At 72.0% G+C, this 18,052-nt stretch carries 13 protein-coding genes and 1 pseudogene; 9 read left to right on the forward strand and 5 right to left on the reverse strand.

Features of this window, described 5'->3' with window-relative positions; all coding sequences use genetic code 11:
* Positions 1-140 precede the first annotated feature (140 nt).
* Positions 141-935 carry an SGNH/GDSL hydrolase family protein gene (locus tag ACFY3I_RS16060; protein WP_390861068.1) on the reverse strand — a complete coding sequence of 265 codons (795 nt, stop codon included), beginning with the start codon at positions 933-935 and terminating at the stop codon, positions 141-143.
* Between the two features lie 1,095 nt (positions 936-2,030).
* On the opposite strand from ACFY3I_RS16060, the gene ACFY3I_RS16065 reads away from it, so the two are divergent.
* From ACFY3I_RS16065 to ACFY3I_RS16080, 4 genes and pseudogenes are all read left to right on the forward strand, one after another.
* Positions 2,031-5,174: a hypothetical protein gene (locus ACFY3I_RS16065; RefSeq protein WP_390861069.1), complete on the forward strand. Its 3,144-nt coding sequence runs from the start codon at positions 2,031-2,033 to the stop codon at positions 5,172-5,174.
* A 42-nt stretch (positions 5,175-5,216) separates the two neighbouring features.
* Positions 5,217-6,803, forward strand: a complete 1,587-nt coding sequence (locus ACFY3I_RS16070; protein WP_390861070.1) for a phospholipase C — start codon at positions 5,217-5,219, stop codon at positions 6,801-6,803.
* 522 nt (positions 6,804-7,325) lie between these two features.
* A pseudogene (locus ACFY3I_RS16075) lies at positions 7,326-7,612 on the forward strand (response regulator transcription factor); the annotation flags it as partial.
* Positions 7,613-7,871: 259 nt separating this feature from the next.
* Positions 7,872-10,079 carry an MMPL family transporter gene (locus ACFY3I_RS16080; protein WP_390861071.1) on the forward strand — a complete coding sequence of 736 codons (2,208 nt, stop codon included), beginning with the start codon at positions 7,872-7,874 and terminating at the stop codon, positions 10,077-10,079.
* 3 nt (positions 10,080-10,082) lie between these two features.
* On the opposite strand, the gene ACFY3I_RS16085 is transcribed toward ACFY3I_RS16080, so the two are convergent.
* Positions 10,083-10,730 (reverse strand): class I SAM-dependent methyltransferase, encoded by a 648-nt coding sequence (locus ACFY3I_RS16085; RefSeq protein WP_390861072.1) that lies wholly within the window; start codon positions 10,728-10,730, stop codon positions 10,083-10,085.
* Positions 10,731-10,813: 83 nt separating this feature from the next.
* A complete protein-coding gene (locus ACFY3I_RS16090) occupies positions 10,814-12,241 on the reverse strand; it encodes a ricin-type beta-trefoil lectin domain protein (RefSeq protein WP_390861073.1) in 1,428 nt (475 codons plus the stop codon).
* A gap of 753 nt (positions 12,242-12,994) precedes the next feature.
* Between ACFY3I_RS16090 and ACFY3I_RS16095 the strand changes: the two genes are divergently transcribed.
* The gene (locus ACFY3I_RS16095) at positions 12,995-13,510 is read left to right on the forward strand and encodes a hypothetical protein (RefSeq protein WP_390861074.1); all 516 of its coding nucleotides are present in this window, start codon (positions 12,995-12,997) and stop codon (positions 13,508-13,510) included.
* A gap of 16 nt (positions 13,511-13,526) precedes the next feature.
* Here ACFY3I_RS16095 and ACFY3I_RS16100 read toward each other — a convergent pair whose 3' ends face one another.
* The gene (locus ACFY3I_RS16100; protein WP_390861075.1) at positions 13,527-14,063 is read right to left on the reverse strand and encodes a hypothetical protein; all 537 of its coding nucleotides are present in this window, start codon (positions 14,061-14,063) and stop codon (positions 13,527-13,529) included.
* A 168-nt stretch (positions 14,064-14,231) separates the two neighbouring features.
* Here ACFY3I_RS16100 and ACFY3I_RS16105 point away from each other — a divergent pair, with 168 nt between their 5' ends.
* Both ACFY3I_RS16105 and ACFY3I_RS16110 read left to right on the forward strand, forming a co-directional pair.
* The gene (locus ACFY3I_RS16105) at positions 14,232-15,500 is read left to right on the forward strand and encodes a histidine kinase (RefSeq protein WP_390861077.1); all 1,269 of its coding nucleotides are present in this window, start codon (positions 14,232-14,234) and stop codon (positions 15,498-15,500) included.
* Complete coding sequence (locus tag ACFY3I_RS16110) at positions 15,488-16,141, forward strand: response regulator (RefSeq protein WP_390861078.1); 654 nt, start codon at positions 15,488-15,490, stop codon at positions 16,139-16,141. The genes ACFY3I_RS16105 and ACFY3I_RS16110 overlap by 13 nt, the downstream gene beginning before the upstream one ends.
* Here the strand turns inward: ACFY3I_RS16110 and ACFY3I_RS16115 are convergent, their stop codons facing one another.
* The gene (locus tag ACFY3I_RS16115; RefSeq protein WP_390861079.1) at positions 16,142-17,089 is read right to left on the reverse strand and encodes a zinc-binding dehydrogenase; all 948 of its coding nucleotides are present in this window, start codon (positions 17,087-17,089) and stop codon (positions 16,142-16,144) included.
* Between the two features lie 84 nt (positions 17,090-17,173).
* Here ACFY3I_RS16115 and ACFY3I_RS16120 point away from each other — a divergent pair, with 84 nt between their 5' ends.
* Entirely contained in the window at positions 17,174-17,572 is a 399-nt protein-coding gene (locus tag ACFY3I_RS16120; RefSeq protein ID WP_390861080.1) for a winged helix-turn-helix transcriptional regulator, read from the forward strand.
* Positions 17,573-17,782: 210 nt separating this feature from the next.
* Positions 17,783-17,938: a DUF6131 family protein gene (locus ACFY3I_RS16125; RefSeq protein ID WP_365290990.1), complete on the forward strand. Its 156-nt coding sequence runs from the start codon at positions 17,783-17,785 to the stop codon at positions 17,936-17,938.
* Positions 17,939-18,052 lie beyond the last annotated feature (114 nt).

An 18,052-nucleotide genomic window follows, 5' to 3' on the forward strand; every position in this document is an offset into this window, starting at 1 on the left:
GGCGCGGCGGCCGGGGCCGGAGGGGCGTGCGGCGCAGGCGGACGCGAGGGGAGGCGGGCGGCGCGTCGGCGCGGGGCGCGTCGTGCCGCGCGCGGGTGCCCGGCGGTCCGCCGGGTGCCCGCGCGCGGTCGGCGGCCGGGTCAGCTGTTGGCGTTCAGGACGGGGTAGAAGCCGGAGGAGTGCCCGGTGGCGGTGGGGTGGTACGACTCCCAGGTCGGCGAGATGACGATGGAGTGCAGCCAGTTGTCGCCGGAGCACAGCTCGTGGCCGTTGAAGGTGGTGCGGACGTCACCGAAGACGAAGCCGTGTGCGGCGGCCCTGCCCTGGATGACGCCGTCGAGGACGTCCGAGGCCTCGTCAATCTTGCGGTGCTTGGTGTCGCTGAGCCCGACGCAGAAGACGTTGAGGGTGTAGAGGTGCGGGTAACCCAGCACGACCACCTTGGCGTTGGGGGCCTTGGCCCGGATCGCCGCGTACGTGGCGTCCAGGCGGGCGGGGAGCGTGTTCTGGGCGTAGCTCTCCGCCTGGTTGACCCGGTTGACGCAGTCGGAGTCCGAGTCGGTGGCGCAGGCCGTCATGACGTCGGCGAAGCCGGCGTCGTTGCCTCCGATGGTGACGGACACCAGGGTGGTGGCGGAGTTCAGCGGGCCGAGCTGGGAGTTCGTCACGTCCGTGGTGACGGCGCCGGAGCAGGCCGTGTCCGCGAAGGACGACGGGGCGTGCGCGTTCTTCCAGAGGTAGGGGTAGGAGCTGAAGCTGCGGTGGCAGTTGCCGCTCGCGCTGTCGTAGTTGCCCGCGCCGTTGCCGGCGGAGTACGAGTCGCCGAGCGCGACGTACACCGGGCCGGCGGCCTGGGCGGGAGCGGCCAGACCCAGGCTGACGAGTACGGCGGCGCCCAGGGTTGCGAGCACGGACAGCGACCTGATCGATCTCACGGGACCTCCAGAAGCGGAATGTTGAGTTCCAGCGGGTGGCGCACGAGCGGAGCGGACGAGACGTCGAAGTGACGTGGGCATGACAGATCAACCCTCTTGCTGCACTCCGCGCTCGCCCTCTGGCCTCACCGGGGTGGGGTCGGGTGCGGGTGATCGGGGAGGGCCGCCGCGAGAAGGCGGTGAAATGCCCCCGGCGGGCCGTTGGGGGCGGTGCGGGTGCCGCGGGGGCGCGGCCGGCCGGCCGTCAGTGCATGCCGGTGCCGCGCCTGCTCTGCGTTCCGGTCGCGGGCCTGGGGGTGGGAGTCGAAGAACGCGGGTCGCGCCCGGCGCGGTCGCCGGGGGTGGGGGTGGGGGTGAACGCCCTGTGGCGGTCGGGCGCCCTGCCGCGGGAGGAGTGGCGCCCGGCGCGCGCGAGGTGCTCTCGGTGACGGAGGGCCGATGTCCTGTGCGGGTCGCTCTTGCCGGGCTGCGACCGCCCGGATCCGTCCGCGTGCCCCGCGGCGGCCGGGGCGCCGGGGGCGACGGCGGCGGATCGGGGCTCCATGGTGAGCGCCGGACGGTTCGCCGGCCGGGGTCCGCCCGGTGGTGCGGCGGTGGGCGGGACGTGGCCGGCGTCGGTGGTGGGGGTCGAGGATGCGGTTGCCGTCATGGGGCCGGACGCTGTGGCGAACGGTTCCGTGCGTCTCGCGGAGCTGTGCTTCTTGATCCGCATGCGATCCTCCTGTGGGGGGATGCGGGTCAGAGGGGCGAGTGGGTACGGCGCGAGCCCGCCGGTGGGCGAGCAGGACGTGCTCCTGACAAGTTCAAGGCTGAAGTATCCAGAGTCCAGGGGACGTATACAAGCCGTCGGCGGCAGAATTTACGCGCGTAACACCTTCCTCTCCAGCGCTTCTCCGGACCGGGAGGCGGGAGCCGTGACCCCTCCCCGACGCCCCGGCGGGGAACGGAAGTTGTCCGACGCGCTGGACAAGGTGGTCCGCCCGGCACCGGTGGGCGGGCACTTGCGGAGTACGTGCCCAGTGTTCATGTCCGGGTCGCCGTGCGGACACGAAACGCGTCCCCGGCAATCCGATGCGTCCTACATCAATAGGCGCCATGAATCCTCTCAGACAGGCACGCTGGGCGGCTGTGACGGCGGTCGCCGCCGCTGCCGCCGCCGTGTTCGGCCTCGCGGTGGCCGCCCCGGGAAGCGGCTCCGCCGTGGCGGCGGCCACCGGCCAGACCTACGCCGCCCCCTGCCCGGACGCCGACGAGGTGTCACCGGCCCTGGGCGGCAACCTGATCGCCAACCCGGGCGCCGAGGAGTACACCGCGGTGACCGCGCTCGGCGCGCCCGCCGGGGACGCGCAGTACGTGCCCGACTGCTGGACTGCCACCTCGCCGGTCCTGGCACCCGGCGCCGTCCTGGAGTCGCTGTCCTCCTCGGTCTCCGGGCAGACGGGCAGCCGTACCTTCTACGGCGGCTACGACAACAACTCCCCCCAGGTGTCGATCGTCGGGGTCACCACGACGGCCACCCAGACGATCGACGTGGGACCGCTGGACACGGGCGGCAGGTCGTTCACCCTCACCGGGGCGGTGGGCGGTTACACCACCCAGGCCGACTACGCGACCGTCACCGCGGCGTTCCAGGACACCGGCGGCACGACCCTGGGCACGGCGACCCTCGACCCGGTCGACGCCACCCAGCGGGGCAACGTCACCGGCCTCGTGCCCGAGGCCGCGGTCGGCACCGTCCCGGCCCGCACCGCGAGGATCCTGGTCACCGTCGCGTCGACCGGAGTCAGCGCCGGCTACGGCATCGACGGCCGCGTGGACAACCTGAACCTGACCATCGCCGCCGGCGGATCCGGCCAGCACTACACCGCGCCCTGCCCCACCGCGGACCAGGTCACCCCCGCACTCGACACCAACCTGATCGCCAACCCCGGTGCCGAGCACACCACTTCGGCCACCGACCTCGGAGCACCCGCGGGCGACGACCGGGCGATCGCCGACTGCTGGAGCAGCGACTCCCCGCTCGCCGCACCGAACGGCACCCAGGAATCCGCCGCCTCCACCGCTCCGGGCGCGGTCGGCGACCGGGTCTTCTACGGAGGCGCCAACCCCGCCACCGTCGCGGTCGCGGGCACCGTGACCACCGGCAGCCAGCTCGTCGACGTCAGCTCCCTGGACGTGGACGGCAAGCCGTTCAAGCTCACCGGCGAGGTCGGCGGCTACTCCACACAGAGCGACTACGCCGAGGTGGTCGCCACCTTCGAGGACGGCGACGGAACCGGCCTCGGCACCGCCGGCATCGGCCCCGCGACGGCCGGCAACCGAGGCAACACCACCCGGCTCCTTCCCGACGGGGAGTACGGCACGGTCCCGGCCGGCACCGAGAAGATCCTGGTGACCGTGGTCACGGTGGCCGTCAGCAACGGTGCCAACAGCGACGGCACCGCAGACGACCTGGATCTCACGATCGGTCAGAAGGCCGTGGGGCAGAGCTACTCCGCGCCCTGCCCCACCGCGGACCAGGTCACCCCCGCACTCGACACCAACCTGATCGCCAACCCCGGCGCGGAGGACTACACCGCGGCCACCGCGCTCGGCGCGCCGCTCGGCGACGACCAGACGGTCGCCGACTGCTGGACCAGCACCTCGCCGCTCAACCCGCCGGACGGCACCCAGGAGTCGCGCGCCTCCAGCTACCCGGGCGTGACCGGCAGCCGGGTCTTCTACGGCGGCACCAACCCCGCCACCGTCGCCATCCCCGGCATCACCACCAAGGGCACCCAGTCCATCGACGTCGGTCAACTCGATGTCGGCGGCGAGCCGTTCAAGCTCTCCGGTGACCTCGGCGGCTACGCCACACAAGGCGACTACGCCACCGTCACCGCCAGGTTCCTGGACTCCGACGGCTCCGGCCTCGGCTCCGCCGTCATCGGTCCGGTCACCTCCGCGCAGCGCGGCGGCGTCTCCAGCCTGATCCACCAGGCCTGGTACGGGAACGTCCCCAAGGACACCCGCAAGGTGCTGATCACCGTCGCCACCGTCGGCGTCAGCAGCGGCGCCAACAGCGACGGCACCGCGGACAACCTCGCCCTGACCATCGGCGCGAGCGCCCGGCCGTCCGGCCCGGTGCTCCAGACCGTGCCCTACACGTCGGTGGGCGACGACCCCGGCACGCACGTCGACCCGGGCACCGGCGCCGTCCTGCCCAATGTCACTCCGGGCGCCCTGTACCGGCCGGCGGGCCTGTCCGCCGCCGACGGCTCGGTGTACGTGTCGAACACCGGCGACAACGTGGTATCCCTGCTCCGCAAGGGCGACACGACCGTGGTGGCGGGATCGCTCGAGGCGTACGGCGCCGGGGGTGACGGCGGCAAGGCCACCGACGCCGAGATGTACCAGCCCGCCGGCACCGCGGTGGACGCCGACGGGAACCTGTTCGTCGCCGACAGCGGGAACGACACGGTCCGCGAGGTCACCCCGGACGGTGTGATCCACCGGTTCGCCGGCACCACGGCGGCGGGCAGCCGGATCTCCGCGCACAGCGCGCGGGACACCCAGCTCAACCACCCCACCGCGGTGGCGCTCGACACCGCCGGGAACCTCTACATCTGCGACACCTACAACAACCGGGTGCTGAAGGTGTCCACCCGCGGCACGGTCGTCGTGGCCGCCGGCACCGGCCACCCCGGCTACCGGGGAGACGGCAGGACCGGCACCCACGCCCGCCTGAACCAGCCGACCGGCATCGCCCTGGACGCCGACGGCAACCTCTACGTCGCCGACTCGTCCAACAACGTGATCCGCCGGGTGGACGCGCGGACCCAGGTCGTCACCACGGTCGCCGGAGACCACGCCGCCGGTGCGGCCCACGACGGTCTCGGAGGGTTCTCCGGCGACGGCGGCCCGGCGACCTCGGCCCAGCTGAACGACCCCCAGGGCGTCGCCGTCGACGGCGCGGGCGACCTGTTCGTCGCCGACACCTTCAACAACGCGGTCCGCGAGATCACCCCCGACGGAGTGATCTCCACGGTGGTGAACTCCTCGGCCGTCCCCGGCGGCGAGAGCAGCGGCGCGGCCCCGGGCGCCTCGAAGCTCAACACCCCGAACGCGGTCGCCGTCGACCCGGTGACGGACCTGCTGTACATCGCCGACACCCGCAACAGCGCCGTCGCCGAGGTGATCGGAGTCGCGCACCCCGGCACCACGGCGGGCCCGGTGGCCCCGGCCCCGGCGAAGTCCTGACCCACCCACGAGTCGAACCACGAGACGAAGAAGAGACAACGGATGAGCAGCAAGAGTTCCGACGACTCCAGGTCGGTCATCTCCCGCAGACGGTTCGTCACCAGCGCCGCGGCCCTCGCCGGTGCCGCCGGCATGGCCGGCGTGCTGCCGGAGAGCCTGGCGCGCGCCGCGACGGCCGGGCCCAGCCGGGCCGACCTGTCCCAGATCAAGCACGTCGTGTACGTGATGATGGAGAACCGGTCCTTCGACCACTACTTCGGCACCTTCCCCGGCGTCCGCGGCTTCGACGACCCGACCGCGGTGCGCCTGCCGAACGGCAACTCGGTGTTCCAGCAGCCCGATCCGGCGAACCCGGACGGATATCTGGAACCGTTCCACATGTCCACCATCACCACCGGCGCCGCGGCCGTCCCCTCGCTGTCGCACGACTGGCGCGACCAGCACGCCTCCTGGAACCAGGGCCGGATGGACGGCTGGCTGACCACCCACCTCGCCTCGGACGGCGAGGTCAACGGCTCGTACACGATGGGCTACCACACCAAGGAGGACATCCCCTTCCACTGGGCGCTCGCCGAGTCCTTCACCCTGCTGGACAACTACCACTGCTCGGTACTGGGCCCGACCGATCCCAACCGGCTGGTGTGGATGTCCGGCACCAACGATCCCGAGGGCAAGTCCGGCGGCCCGGTCCTGGAGACGGTGACACCCAACCCGCTGACCCACCCGTCGGCCGCCGAGATCCTGTACGACGCCGGGTACAGCGTGAAGACGTACTTCTCCGGAACGACCAGCGGGTTCAACGTCTTCGGCTGGTTCGCGAGCTTCCAGAACAAGACGGTCCCCACCGCGCTCTACAACTCGGTGATGACCGGCGGCACGCTGTTCGGCAACGGCGCGCCCGGCGGGCGCGGGCTGCCGGACGCCCCCACCCCGGCCGCCGACCCGGCGCTCGGCTTCGAGGAGGACTGCGCCAACGGCACGCTCGCGGACGTCAGCTGGCTGTTCATGCCGAGCGAGGCCGACGAGCACCCGCCGAACCTGCCGGCCGCCGGTGCCCAGTACCTGGCGTCCAAGCTGGAGGCGCTCGCCGCCAACGAGGACCTGTGGAACTCGACCGTCTTCGTCCTCAACTACGACGAGAACGACGGGTTCTTCGACCATGTGGTGCCGCCCACCCCGAAGGAGCGGGACTACCCGGAGGAGTTCGTCCACCTGCCCTCCCCGAAGGGCACCCCGGGCGGTGGACTGCCGGTGGGCGCGGGGTTCCGGGTGCCGTGCATCATCGTGTCGCCGTGGACGGTGGGCGGGCACGTCTTCTCCGAGGTCTCCGACCACACCTCCGGGCTGCGCCTCATCGAGACGGTCACCGCGGCCGGCGGCCTGTCCGGGCGGGGTCCGGTGAAGTTCACGCCGATCAGCAGGTGGCGGCGCCGGACCTTCGGTGACTTCACGGGCGCCCTCCGACTGCACGACCGCAGGCCCGCCCCGGCCAACCCGCAGTTCGAGGCCTCCACCACGGCGGCGAACCTGGCCGCCCAGGCCACCGCCGCGACCCAGCCGATGCCGGCCCGGCCGGGCGCGACCCAGTCGATGCCCCGGCAGGAACACCAGCACGGTCACGGGAACTGACCCACCGGGCCGGGCTCCCGTCCGCCATGGGGAGCCCGGCCCTCGCCCGTGTCGCCGTGACACGGGGCACCGGCCCCGACCGAGCCCCCGTCCGTTCCGCCCTGCGGCGGGGGACGCGCGGGGCACGTCCTCGACCGGGACGGCCGGCGACCTGGCGCACCGTCAACTACGCCGCAGGTGACGGTGGTTGTGCTGGTCCCAAGGAGTGACGACCGGACGGGCGGAGGTCGTTGGGGTCGGCGGAATGAAGGACGTTGCTCTCCTGAGGCGCTTCGGTCCCCGTTCGCGGGGCGCGGACATCGGGCTCGTGGTGCTGGTGCTGTGCCCGGCGGTGCTGATGCAGTCGAGCACGGACGGAACGGCATTCGGCTGGTGGCTGCTGGCGGGGCTGGACGCGGTGACCGGGACGGCACTTCTGCTGCGCCGCAGACTGCCGCTGACGGTCTTCCTGGTGGTGCTGTGCGCCCTGGTGACCACGGTCGTCCTCGGTGCCGCGCACGAGACCCGGCTGTCCTCCCTCGCCGCGCTCCCGCTGGGGGGCTGTCAGCCGTCACCGCGCGCGTCATCGAAGGCCACCTGGCGGCCCGCCGGCAGCCGGACTCCGGCGACTGGACCGTCTCGCCGGACTCACCTCACGGGAGCGGGACGTCCTCCGGCTCGTCGGCGACGGGCTGAGCAACGCCGAGATCGCCGAACAGCTCGTCGTGAGCCTGCACACGGTCAAGACCCACGTGAGCCGCATGCTCGCCAAGACCGGCTGCCAGAGCCGCGCACAGGCGGCGGTCCTGGCCCGGCGCACACTGCGCTGACATCCCACCGGTCTCCCACCCCCGACCCGTCCCGTCCGGGTCACTCCTTGGTGTGACGCCGGGCCGGCCGCGGTCGGTCGGGGGAGCGAGCCGCGACGACCGAAGCAGGCGACAACGAGTGACGATCCGCGGCGTGGTTCCCGGCTGAATGGGTGCTGCACGGCAGGGGAGCAAGTCCCCTTGCCCGCAGGCGTTTCGACGCAGGCGGAGCAGAGCCGAGACCGGGAAGCCGAGTGGCCGAGAAGTGGAAGAAGACGTGATGACGAGGGAACGCGGCGGGGCGACGGTGCGCATGGCCCGCTGGAGCGCCACACACCCCTGGCGGGCGGTCTGCGCCTGGGTGCTGTTCGTGGCGCTCTGCGCCGGCGCCGGTTCCGTGGTGGGCACCAGGACCAGCGACACGGGGCTGGCGACGGGAGAGGCGCTGCGAGCGGCCCGGATGGAGGACGGCGCCGGACTCACCGCCCCCGCCGTGGAGAACGTGCTCATCACCGCCCGCTCCGGCGCCCTGGACAGACCGAGCGCCCAGCGCGCCGCGTCCGACGTGCGGGCCCGCCTCGAAAGACTGCCGCAGGTCACCGAGGTCGCCGAGCCGGTCGCAGCACGCGACGGCTCGGCACTCCTCGTCCGGGCGACCATGGCGGGCACCGCCGACGACGCCGGCGCGAATGTCCGGCCGCTGCTGGACGCGACCGACGCCACCGGGGGCGCCTACCCCGCCCTGCGCGTGGAGGAGGTGGGCGACGCCTCCATGAGCGCCGCGCTCGACACCCGGCTCGACGGCGACTTCCACAAGGCGGAACTCGTCAGCATCCCCGTCACCCTCGCGATCCTGCTGGTGGCGTTCGGCGCGCTCCTCGCGGCCGGCGTCCCCGTGCTGCTGGCACTGTCGTCGGTGGGCGCGGCCATCGGACTGTCCGCCCTCGCTTCCCAACTCGTCCCCGCCACCGACGTACTGGACAGCGTGATCCTGCTGATCGGCATGGCCGTCGGCGTGGACTACTCGCTCTTCTACCTCAGGCGCGACCGCGAGGAACGCGCGCTCGGCCGGAACCGGATCGACGCCGTGGAGATCGCGGCCGCCACCTCGGGACACGCGGTGGTGGTCTCCGGACTCGCGGTGTCGGTCGCCATGTGCGGCATGTTCGTCTCGCACAGCTCGACGTTCCACTCCCTGGCGATCGGCGCGATCCTGGTGGTCGCCGTGGCGGTCCTCGGCTCGGTGACGGTGCTGCCCGCGCTGCTGGCCGGGCTCGGCGCCCGCCTCGAGCGCCCAAGGGTGCCCCTGGTCTGGCGTCTGACCGCCCGCCGGCAGGGCGAGGGCCGCTTCTGGCCGGCGGTGCTGCGCCCCGCCCTGCGCCGCCCCGCCGCGACCCTCGCGCTCTCCGTGGTGGCGCTGCTGGCGATCGCCGCCCCCGCCACCGGCATGAGGCTCAAGCTCCTCGACGACTCCGACCTGCCGCGCACGCTGCCCGTCATGCAGAGCTACGACCGGCTCACCGCGGCGTTCCCCGGCACCGGCTCCTCGCTTCGCGTGGTGGTCCGCGCCCCGGCCGCACAGGCCGCCGGGATCGGCAGGACCCTGACCGCGCTGGCCGAGGAGACCGCCAGACGGCCCCTGTTCAACGACGACGGCCCGGTGCGCCCCCGGACCTCGCGGGACCACACCGTGACCACCGTGGACCTGGGCGTCGGCCACCGGGCCGGCACGGCCGATGCGAAACGCGCCCTCGACCTGCTGCGCCGACAGCTGCTGCCGCAGGCGCTCAGGGGCATCCCGGTCGCCGAGCACGCGGTGGGCGGACCGGTCGCGCTGACCGCGGACTTCACCGACGACGCCACCGACGCGATGCCCTGGGCGATCGGCTTCGTCCTGCTGTTCACCCTCGTCATGCTGATGGCGATCTTCCGTTCCCCGGTGGTCGCCCTCACCGCGATCGTGCTCAACACCCTGTCCGCCGCCGCCTCCTACGGCCTTCTGACCCTGGTCTTCCAGCACCACTGGGCCGAGGGGATGCTCGGTTTCCACTCCAACGGCGCGATCGTCACCTGGCTCCCGCTGTTCCTGTTCGTGGTCCTGTTCGGGCTCTCGATGGACTACCACATCTTCGTGGTCAGCCGGATCCAGGAACTGGTCCGCCAAGGTCTGCCGACCACGCAGGCGGTGGCCCGGGGCATCACCCGTTCGGCGGGCACGGTCACCAGCGCCGCCGTCGTCATGGTCGCCGTGTTCGCGATCTTCGCGACCCTGTCCACGCTCGACATGAAACAGCTCGGCGTCGGCCTCGCCGCGGCGATCCTCCTGGACGCGACGGTCATCCGCGCGGTGGTCCTGCCGGCCGCGATGATCCTGCTCGGCAGGGCGAACTGGTGGACTCCGCGTCTCCTGTCCCGCTCCGGCACCCCCACCGCCGCGGTGTCCCCGGACCACGAACCCCGGAGAGCGGTCGTCGACGAGTTGCGGTGACCGCTACCGCTTGCGGCCGAGCAACTGCACCGCCCGCGCCCGGTGTCCGTTCATCGTCGTGACGTCGATCCGGTCCTCGGCCACCAGGTCGAAGTCCGACAGCAGGGCACGCAGCCCGGCGATGTCGTGGTGGCGGCACACCGCGCCGTCGTCGGCCTCGAAGACCCCGTACGGCGTGCCGTGCCGCCGGGCGCAGGCGGCGTAGCGGTCGCGGTTTCGTTCGTCGTCCTGCAGGAGCATGTCGCTGACGTAGAGCAGGCCGCCGGGCGCCAGGACCCGGCTCACCTCGGCGACCAGCGCCCGCTGGTCGTCGGAGCCGGGGACGCAGGTGAGCACCGCGAACAGCAGGACGACGTCGAAGCCGGCCGAGGGGCGGTTCAGCCGGGGCGGGGACTCCAGGACGGCGAAGCGCAGGTCCGGCCGCCACCGGCGGCCCCGCTCGACCAGCGCGGGCGACGGGTCCACGCCGGACACGTCGCGGAAGCCGTGCCCGGCGAGTTCGGCCATCACGCGGCCGTATCCGCAGCCGTAGTCCAGCACCCGGGCGTTCGGACCGGCCCCCGCCAGCCGGTCGGGGTTCACCGGGTGGGTGAACGTCTTCGTCGCTCCGACGCCGTTCCAGTACGCCATCTGGCTGCCGAGGTCCGTCACGCCACCGCACGATACGGCCCTACGCGTCCGCGGCGGCCCGGCGCGGGTGTTCTGCGCCGGGCCGCCGCGGACGTTCTGCCGGGTCAGGCGGGCAGGGTGAACTGCTGGTTGGTGCCGCCGGCGCAGGTCCAGATCTGCAGCCGGGCTCCGTTGGCCGTCGACTTGTCGGTGACGTCGAGGCACTTGCCGGACGCAGGGTTCACCAGCGTGTCGCCGCTGCCCCGCTGCCAGACCTGGGCACCGGTGCCGTTGCAGTCGTACAACTGGACCTTCGTGCCGTTCACCGTGCCGGCGGCGGTGAGGTCCATGCACTTGCCCAGACTGCGGATGGTGCTGTCGGAACCCACGGTCCACTGCTGGGCCGTGGTGCCGTTGCAGTCATACATCTGAACGGCGGTGCCGTTGGCGCTGTTCGCCGCCGCGACGTCCACGCACTTGCCGCCGAGGCCGGTGATCTGACCGGTGGAGCCGGTGGGCGGCGGCGTGGTCGTACCGCCGGTCACGGCGTTCATGGTGCTGGAGAACTGCCAGGCGCTCTGCGGGGTTCCGCTGCAGCTGTCGGAGAGCTGGCCGTTGGTGGCGCACGCCTTGTCGCGGCCGAGTGCCCAGAAGGCGAGCTCCTGGATACCCTTGGACTTGGCGAAGTTGGTGAGCGTGGTGGCGTTCCCGGTGGTGAAGATCTCGCTGGTGTCGTCGTTGACCCCGATCATCGGGGTGTTGCCCTCCATCGCCCACAACTGGGCGTCGGACTTCTCCGGCCAGATCGCGCCGAGTTGGGAGCGCAGGGCGGTGGCGGCGTCGGTGGCGGCCTTGCCCATGTCCCGGGTGCCGTCGTAGTAGTCCATCGTCATGATGTTGACGAGGTTGACGTTGAGGCCGTTGCTCTTGGCGTTGGACAGCAGCTTCGTGCCGTTGCCGTCGAGGCCGTTGGGCATGGACGGCAACGTGTACTGGACGTCCAGCTTGCGCCCGGCGCTCGCGTACTCCTGCTGGAGCTGGGCGAGGGCCTTGTTGCGGCGGTCGTTGGCGGCCGTGTCGGCGATCGCGGAGCCCTCGATGTCGAAGTCGACCCGGGTGAGGTTGAGGGTGTCGATGACCTTCTTGTACTGGGCCTTGAGCGAGGCCACGGTGGAGCAGGCCTGGGCCTCCTCGATGCCGGAGGCGCCGCCGAAGGAGGCGATGACGTCGCCGCCCGCGCCGCGCAGGGAGTTGATCGCCGAGGTCCAGCCGGCGTCGGTGACGGGGGTGTCGCCGTTGAACATGGCGTTGCAGCCGCCGCCGTCGATGACGAAGGCGAGCGTGAAGTACTTGAGCCCCGTGGCGTTGCGGGCGTTGGTCATGGCCGACGGCGAGTTCCACGTCTCGACGTACGGCGCCGCGTAGTGGGCGGGGAAGCCGGGGCCCGGGTTGGCCGCGGCACTCGCGGAGCCGCCGGTGGCGACGAGCACGGTGGCGGCCGTCGCGAGGACGGCGGGGATCGCGGTGAGGGCTCTGGCAGCGGATCTGATCACAGGACGGCTCCTGTCATGAGCGGGGGACACGCGAGGTGGGGGGTGCCGAGGCGGAGCGTCAGGAAGTTGCACCGGTGTTCAGGTGACTGAACGATGGTTCCTGTCTTGAACCTTCGATGGTTGAAGACGGTATGGACTAGACCAGCTGTGCGTCAATACCCCGTACGCCGCCCGCAGTTCGGGCGGCCATGCCGAAGCGCCCCCGCGGCCGGGCGGGCGCGGCGGATGTCTGCAGACGCGCCGACAAGCCCTGGCGGAGGGGTCGCCGGCGCCTCGGTATCCCCGAGGAACGCGACCGAATACACGACAGGCATGCGGAGCGGATTTCCACTCCCCGGCGGCAAACAGATGCAGCTCCAACCGGTCTTCCTGTAAGGCGAATTGGCGCCGTAAAGGGAATCGGCCCGAGCCGTTCGACGGCAGCGGGCCAAAGTCGGCCGCGGCCTTCTCTGCGGACCTGGGTGCGGAGTCCCGGCGGTGTCGGAGGTCTGTCGGACCGTTGATTCACGCAGGTCAGCGCCCCGCCATCGCGCAGACTTTGCAATTCCTTGAATCGGTGATCATTGATTGTTCAAAGGGAAAACTTATGCTCCGCTGAAACCGGACATGATCTGAAGGTCGTGGCGGGAGGCAAGCCGGGAAAGTACTGGATTCGAGGCAGCGATGAACCGTTCGACAGCAAGCGCACTGGCGCCTTATGCGCCAGGTGGCGTCGCCCTTCTGCGTCGGATCGCTCTTCTCGCGCTGGTGGTGATGGCGACCGCCGCCCTCGGGTACGACCGTCCGCCGGGTGAGGCCCAGGGCACCGCCCTGGACGGCGGTATGCACTCCCAGGGCGAGGCCGACTACCCCTACGCCCAGCCGGGCGACGAGTACTGGGTGGCCCTGCCGGCGCCGGCCAACACCTCCGGAACACCGCTCACCGTCCTCGACGCGACCATCGCACCCGCACCGAGGGGCGTGCGGATCCTCGGATACCGGGCCGTGAGCGCCGAGTACGCGGGAGGCTACCTTCTGGGCTTCGCCCACGTCGGAGCCGAGGACAGCGTCCTGGAACGGGCGCACGACTACGCGGGGGACCCGATTCCGGTGGAGCCGCACCAGCGGTCGGACGTCTACTACCTGGCACGTCTCCGGGTGACCGGCCCCATCCACGGCAAGCTGACGACCTGCCGGTTCCGCTACCGACAGGGCTCCAACGTCTACCGCCAGGACCTGCGCTGCCTCAATGAGCTCAAGATCGGAACGGAGCCCGAGAGCACGAGCTGAGACACCCCGCAAAGCCTCACCCGCGTCCCCGCGGGTGAGCTGAGACACCGCGGAAAGCCTCCACGCGTCCCTGCGGGCGAAGCGCCAGCCACCCGCACAGGCAGGCCAGCGGCAGCTCGGCGCAGAACGCCATCGCGGCCGCTGTGACGAGGTCGCTCCCCGCGGCCGCCGTCGTGATGTCGAACCAGGCGTCGACGACGAGCAGGGTGCCGGCCATGGCTGCTGCCACCGGATGCCGTCGGTCGCCGCGGGCGGCCAGGACGCCGGTGGCGATCAGGGCGACTGCCTCAAGGCTGTCGACGCCCACCCAGGTAACCGGCCAGTGCGCGGCGGTCACGGCGTCCGGCAGCCCGGTCGCCAGCACGTACAGCCACGGCAGCAGTACGAGCCCGCACCCGACCAGCAGCCGTCCCGCGCGGCCGACCAGACGCGACCCGGCCCCGGTGTGCTCCCGCTCCGCCCCCTCCGGCCGGGCACGGCCGTCCAGCCGAACACGCTCGCCCTCGCCGCTTGCGGTCGTGAAATCGTCGGTGTGCTCCGCCAGTTGTCGCATGCTCGGATCTGCCTTTCCGCGTGCTCTTCCCTTACGGCCTCCAGCCTTCGCCGCGCACCGGCCGCCGTCAGTCACGCAGGTGTCCGATCCGGGGTGGAGAAAAGTGCACCCCGGTCCCGGGCACCGTCGTCATCGCCCGGCGCGCGCGGGCGGCTCTACTGTTCGGGCATGCACCTCAGAGCGTGGCAACCGGCCCTTCTACGAGGGCCGTTCGGGGGCGCGGGCCGGGCCACGGCCTTCCACTTCGCCGGCATCGCGATCCAGTTCGGCGTGCTGCTGGTCCTGGCGCTGCCCTGGATCTACTTCGTGCCGTCGGCGATGTGGGCGGTGACGGTGGCCGTCGCGGTGCCGTCGGCCGCCGTGGTGCTCGCCGGACCGCTGCTCACCCGGTTGCAACGGGCGCGTTTCCGGGACCGGCTCGGCGTGGTCGTGCCCGCGCCCACGGACCTGGCGGAGCGGCCGGGACGCCATGGCATCAGGCAGTGGCTGCGCTCGCCCCCGGGCCGCCGCCAGTTGCGCTACCACCTGGTCGTCGGCCCGCTGTACGCGCTCGGCGGCGTGCTGGTGCTGACGCTGTGGGCGGCAGGTGCCGCCGCGGCCTCGATCTACCTGTGGCTCTGGGCGACCCCGTGGCAGTGGTCGACGGAGAACGCGGGCTACTCGGTGCGGGGGGCCTGCGTCACGGCAGCAGGCGTCGCTGTGCTCCACGCGACCGCCTGGCTGACCGACAGGCTGGCCCGCTGGGACACCCGCGCGGCGAACGTGCTGCTCGGGCCGAGCCGCGAGGAGGAGTTGACCCGGCGAGTGGCCGACCTCGCCGAGAGCCGTGCCAGTGTGGTCGACGCGGCCGATGCCGAGCGGCGGCGGATCGAGCGCGACCTGCACGACGGAGCACAGCAGCGCCTGGTGGCGCTCGCCGTCAACCTCGGCATCGCCAGGGCCACCCTGGGCCACCTGCCGGAGGAGGCCCGCAAGGTGATCGACGAGGCGCACCGCGAGGCGAAGGCGGCCATCTCCGAGCTGAACGACCTGGTACGCGGTCTGCATCCGGCGGTCCTGGAGGACCGGGGGCTCGATGCCGCCCTCTCCGGTGTCGCCGCCCGACTTCCCATACCGGTCAGGCTGTCGGCACACCTCGAGCGGCGCCCGTCTCCCACCGTCGAGGCGGTCGCGTACTTCGTGGTCTCCGAGGCGCTGACGAACGTGGTCAAGCACGCACAGGCATCGAGGGCCGATGCGACCGTCGAACAGACGAGGGGGACACTGTTGATCACCATCGCGGACGACGGCGTGGGAGGCGCGGACCCGTCGGGTGCCTCGGGCACCGGACTCGCGGGACTCGCCAAGCGCGTCGCGTCCGTCGACGGCGTGTTTTCCTGCCGCAGCCCCCGTGGGGGCCCGACCGTCATCACCGTGGAGCTGCCGTGCGCGCCGTGATCGCCGAGGATTCCGTCCTGCTACGGATCGGGGTGGTCAAGGTGCTGGAGATGGCCGGCTTCGAGGTGTGCGCCGAGACGGCGGACGCGACGGGGCTGCTGTCGGCGGTCGAGGAGCACCGGCCGGACCTCGCCGTGGTCGATGTCCGCATGCCGCCCGGTTTCACCGATGAGGGCGTACGGGCCGCCCTCACGATCCGCCGGGAGTGGCCGCGGACCGCCGTGCTGGTGCTGTCGCAGTACGTGGAGGAGCGGTACGCGACCGATCTCCTCGCCGCCCACACGTCCGGCGTGGGGTACCTCCTCAAGCAGCGGATCGCCGACGTCGAGGAGTTCGCCGAGTCGGCGCGGAGGGTCGCGGCCGGCGGCACCGCGTTGGACCCGCAGGTCGTCGCGCAACTGCTGGTGCGTCGCCACCGCGATCCGCTCGACCGGCTGACACCGCGCGAGCGTGAGGTGCTGGAGCTGATGGCCGGCGGCCGGTCCAACGCCGGGATCGCGGCCGAACTCGTGGTCAGCGACAGCGCGGTCGCCAAGCACATCAACAGCATCTTCACCAAGCTGGACCTGCCCAGGGCGGACGCCGACCACCGCCGAGTACTGGCTGTCCTGCGCCTGCTCGGCGTCGCGAAGCACCACTAGCTAGTGCCGGAGAGAAGGCATCGCGGCCTGCAACCCGCCCCGAGTCACCTCCAGGACCGCCTTTCCGGGGATCAGACGTCCGCGAAGCGCCTCGGCCGCCTCATCGAAGCGGTGCCAGGATCCTTGCCAGCCGATCTCGACGGTGACGGCTCCCTCGGAGGCAAGCCCGGTGAGAACGGCCAGGTCCGCGCCGGCGTCGCCCTCGATGACGAAAGAGGTCAGCGATTTGGCCGGGCCGACGGTCGCATACGGCGGAAAGGCCGCCGGCTCCCCGGATGTCCAGCCGACGCTCTGCACGCCGCCTCCGGGAGCGAGCAGGTTCCACGCCGCCACCAGTTGGGGGCCGCCGACGCTGTCGATGACCACGTCGACCGGTCGCTCGAGTCCTTCCAGCCCGATCAGCACCTCGTCGGCACCGGCCTCGGCCAGCCCCTGACCGCGGGCGGCCGAGCCCACGGACGCGATCACGTGCGCGCCGGCCCGCGCCGCCAGCTGGACGGCGAACCGGCCGACTCCGCCGGAGGCACCGGTGATCAACACCCTCTTGCCCGGTCCGACCCCGGCGGCCCGCAGCGAGCGCAGCGCCGCCACTCCGGCGACCGGCAGGGCGACCGCCTGCGCCGGTTCCAGGCCCTTCGGTATCTCGGCAAGCGCACCCACGTCGATCGCGACGCGCTCCGCGAACGCCCCCGACGTCAGGGCCACCACCTGGGTCCCCACCGTCGGGCCGGAACCGTCGGCTGCGGCCCGGACCACCGTTCCGGCGGCGTCCGAACCGAGCACCGCACCCACGGGGACGCGACCGGAGCGGGCGTCGTTGAGGTCGCCACGGTTCAACGAGACGTGGGAGACGTCCACCAGGACCTGGCCCGGCCCGGGCACGGGATCGGGAACCCCGGCGAGGCGGACAGCGGCGGGCGCGGACGGATCGACGACGAGAGCACGCACGGAAATCTCTTCTTCCTCTGGTCCGGGACGTGTTGCAGCAGCCATCGTCGGTAACCTTGCCCGTCGGCGGAAGGAGGCACATTCATGTCACGCAGTCACACGCGTGTCGCCGAGGCGGTGAGGGACGAAGCCTGCCCGGTCACCGAGGTGCTCGACCGCGTGGCGGGCAAGTGGAGCATCGGGATCCTGATCGCCGCCGCCCACGGCCCGGTCCGCTTCACCGAACTGGAACGCGCCGTCAACGGCATCAGCCGACGGATGCTCACCCTCAACCTGCGCAGGCTGGAGCGGGACGGACTGCTCGTCCGCACCGTGTATCCGACCGTGCCGCCCAAGGTGGAGTACAGCCTCACTCCGATGGCCCGGGAGCTCCACACCTCACTGACCGGGCTGGTGGGCTGGGCCGAGCGGCACCGGTCCGCGGTCTCCGAGGCCCGTGCCGCCTATGACACCGCGGCGGAGCGGGGACCGGACGCCGACTGAACGGGCCCGGACCAGCTCTCGGGCGTGATCACGGGACCGGCCCTGGGCGCGGTGTCCGGCCGGCCGAGTTCGCGGCCCGGCCGGCGGAGTGGTCAGGTGAAGCCACGACCGCGGGTCTGATAGACGACCTCGCGACGGGGTACCCGGATACAGCCGGCGCGGACGGTTCGGTTCGCCGGGGCGCCGGCACTACCCCCAAGGAGAGAAATCATGATCATCCTGGGAATCATTCTGCTGGTCATCGGGTTCGTCACCGGGATATCCATCCTGTGGACCATCGGGATCATCCTGGCGGTCGTCGGAGCCGTCCTGTGGCTCCTCGGCGGGATGGGACACGCCGTCGCCGGCCGACGGCACTACTGGTAGTCACCGGTAGCCGCCCCGCGCGCGGCGGTCCGGGGGGAGGGCGCGCGGGCGGGTACCACGTGTGCCGCCCGGCGCCGACCGCGGGTGCAGACGTACCGGCCCGCGCAGGCGGGG

The sequence above is a fragment of the Streptomyces sp. NPDC001068 genome (genome assembly GCF_042897315.1).
GTDB lineage: Bacteria > Actinomycetota > Actinomycetes > Streptomycetales > Streptomycetaceae > Streptomyces.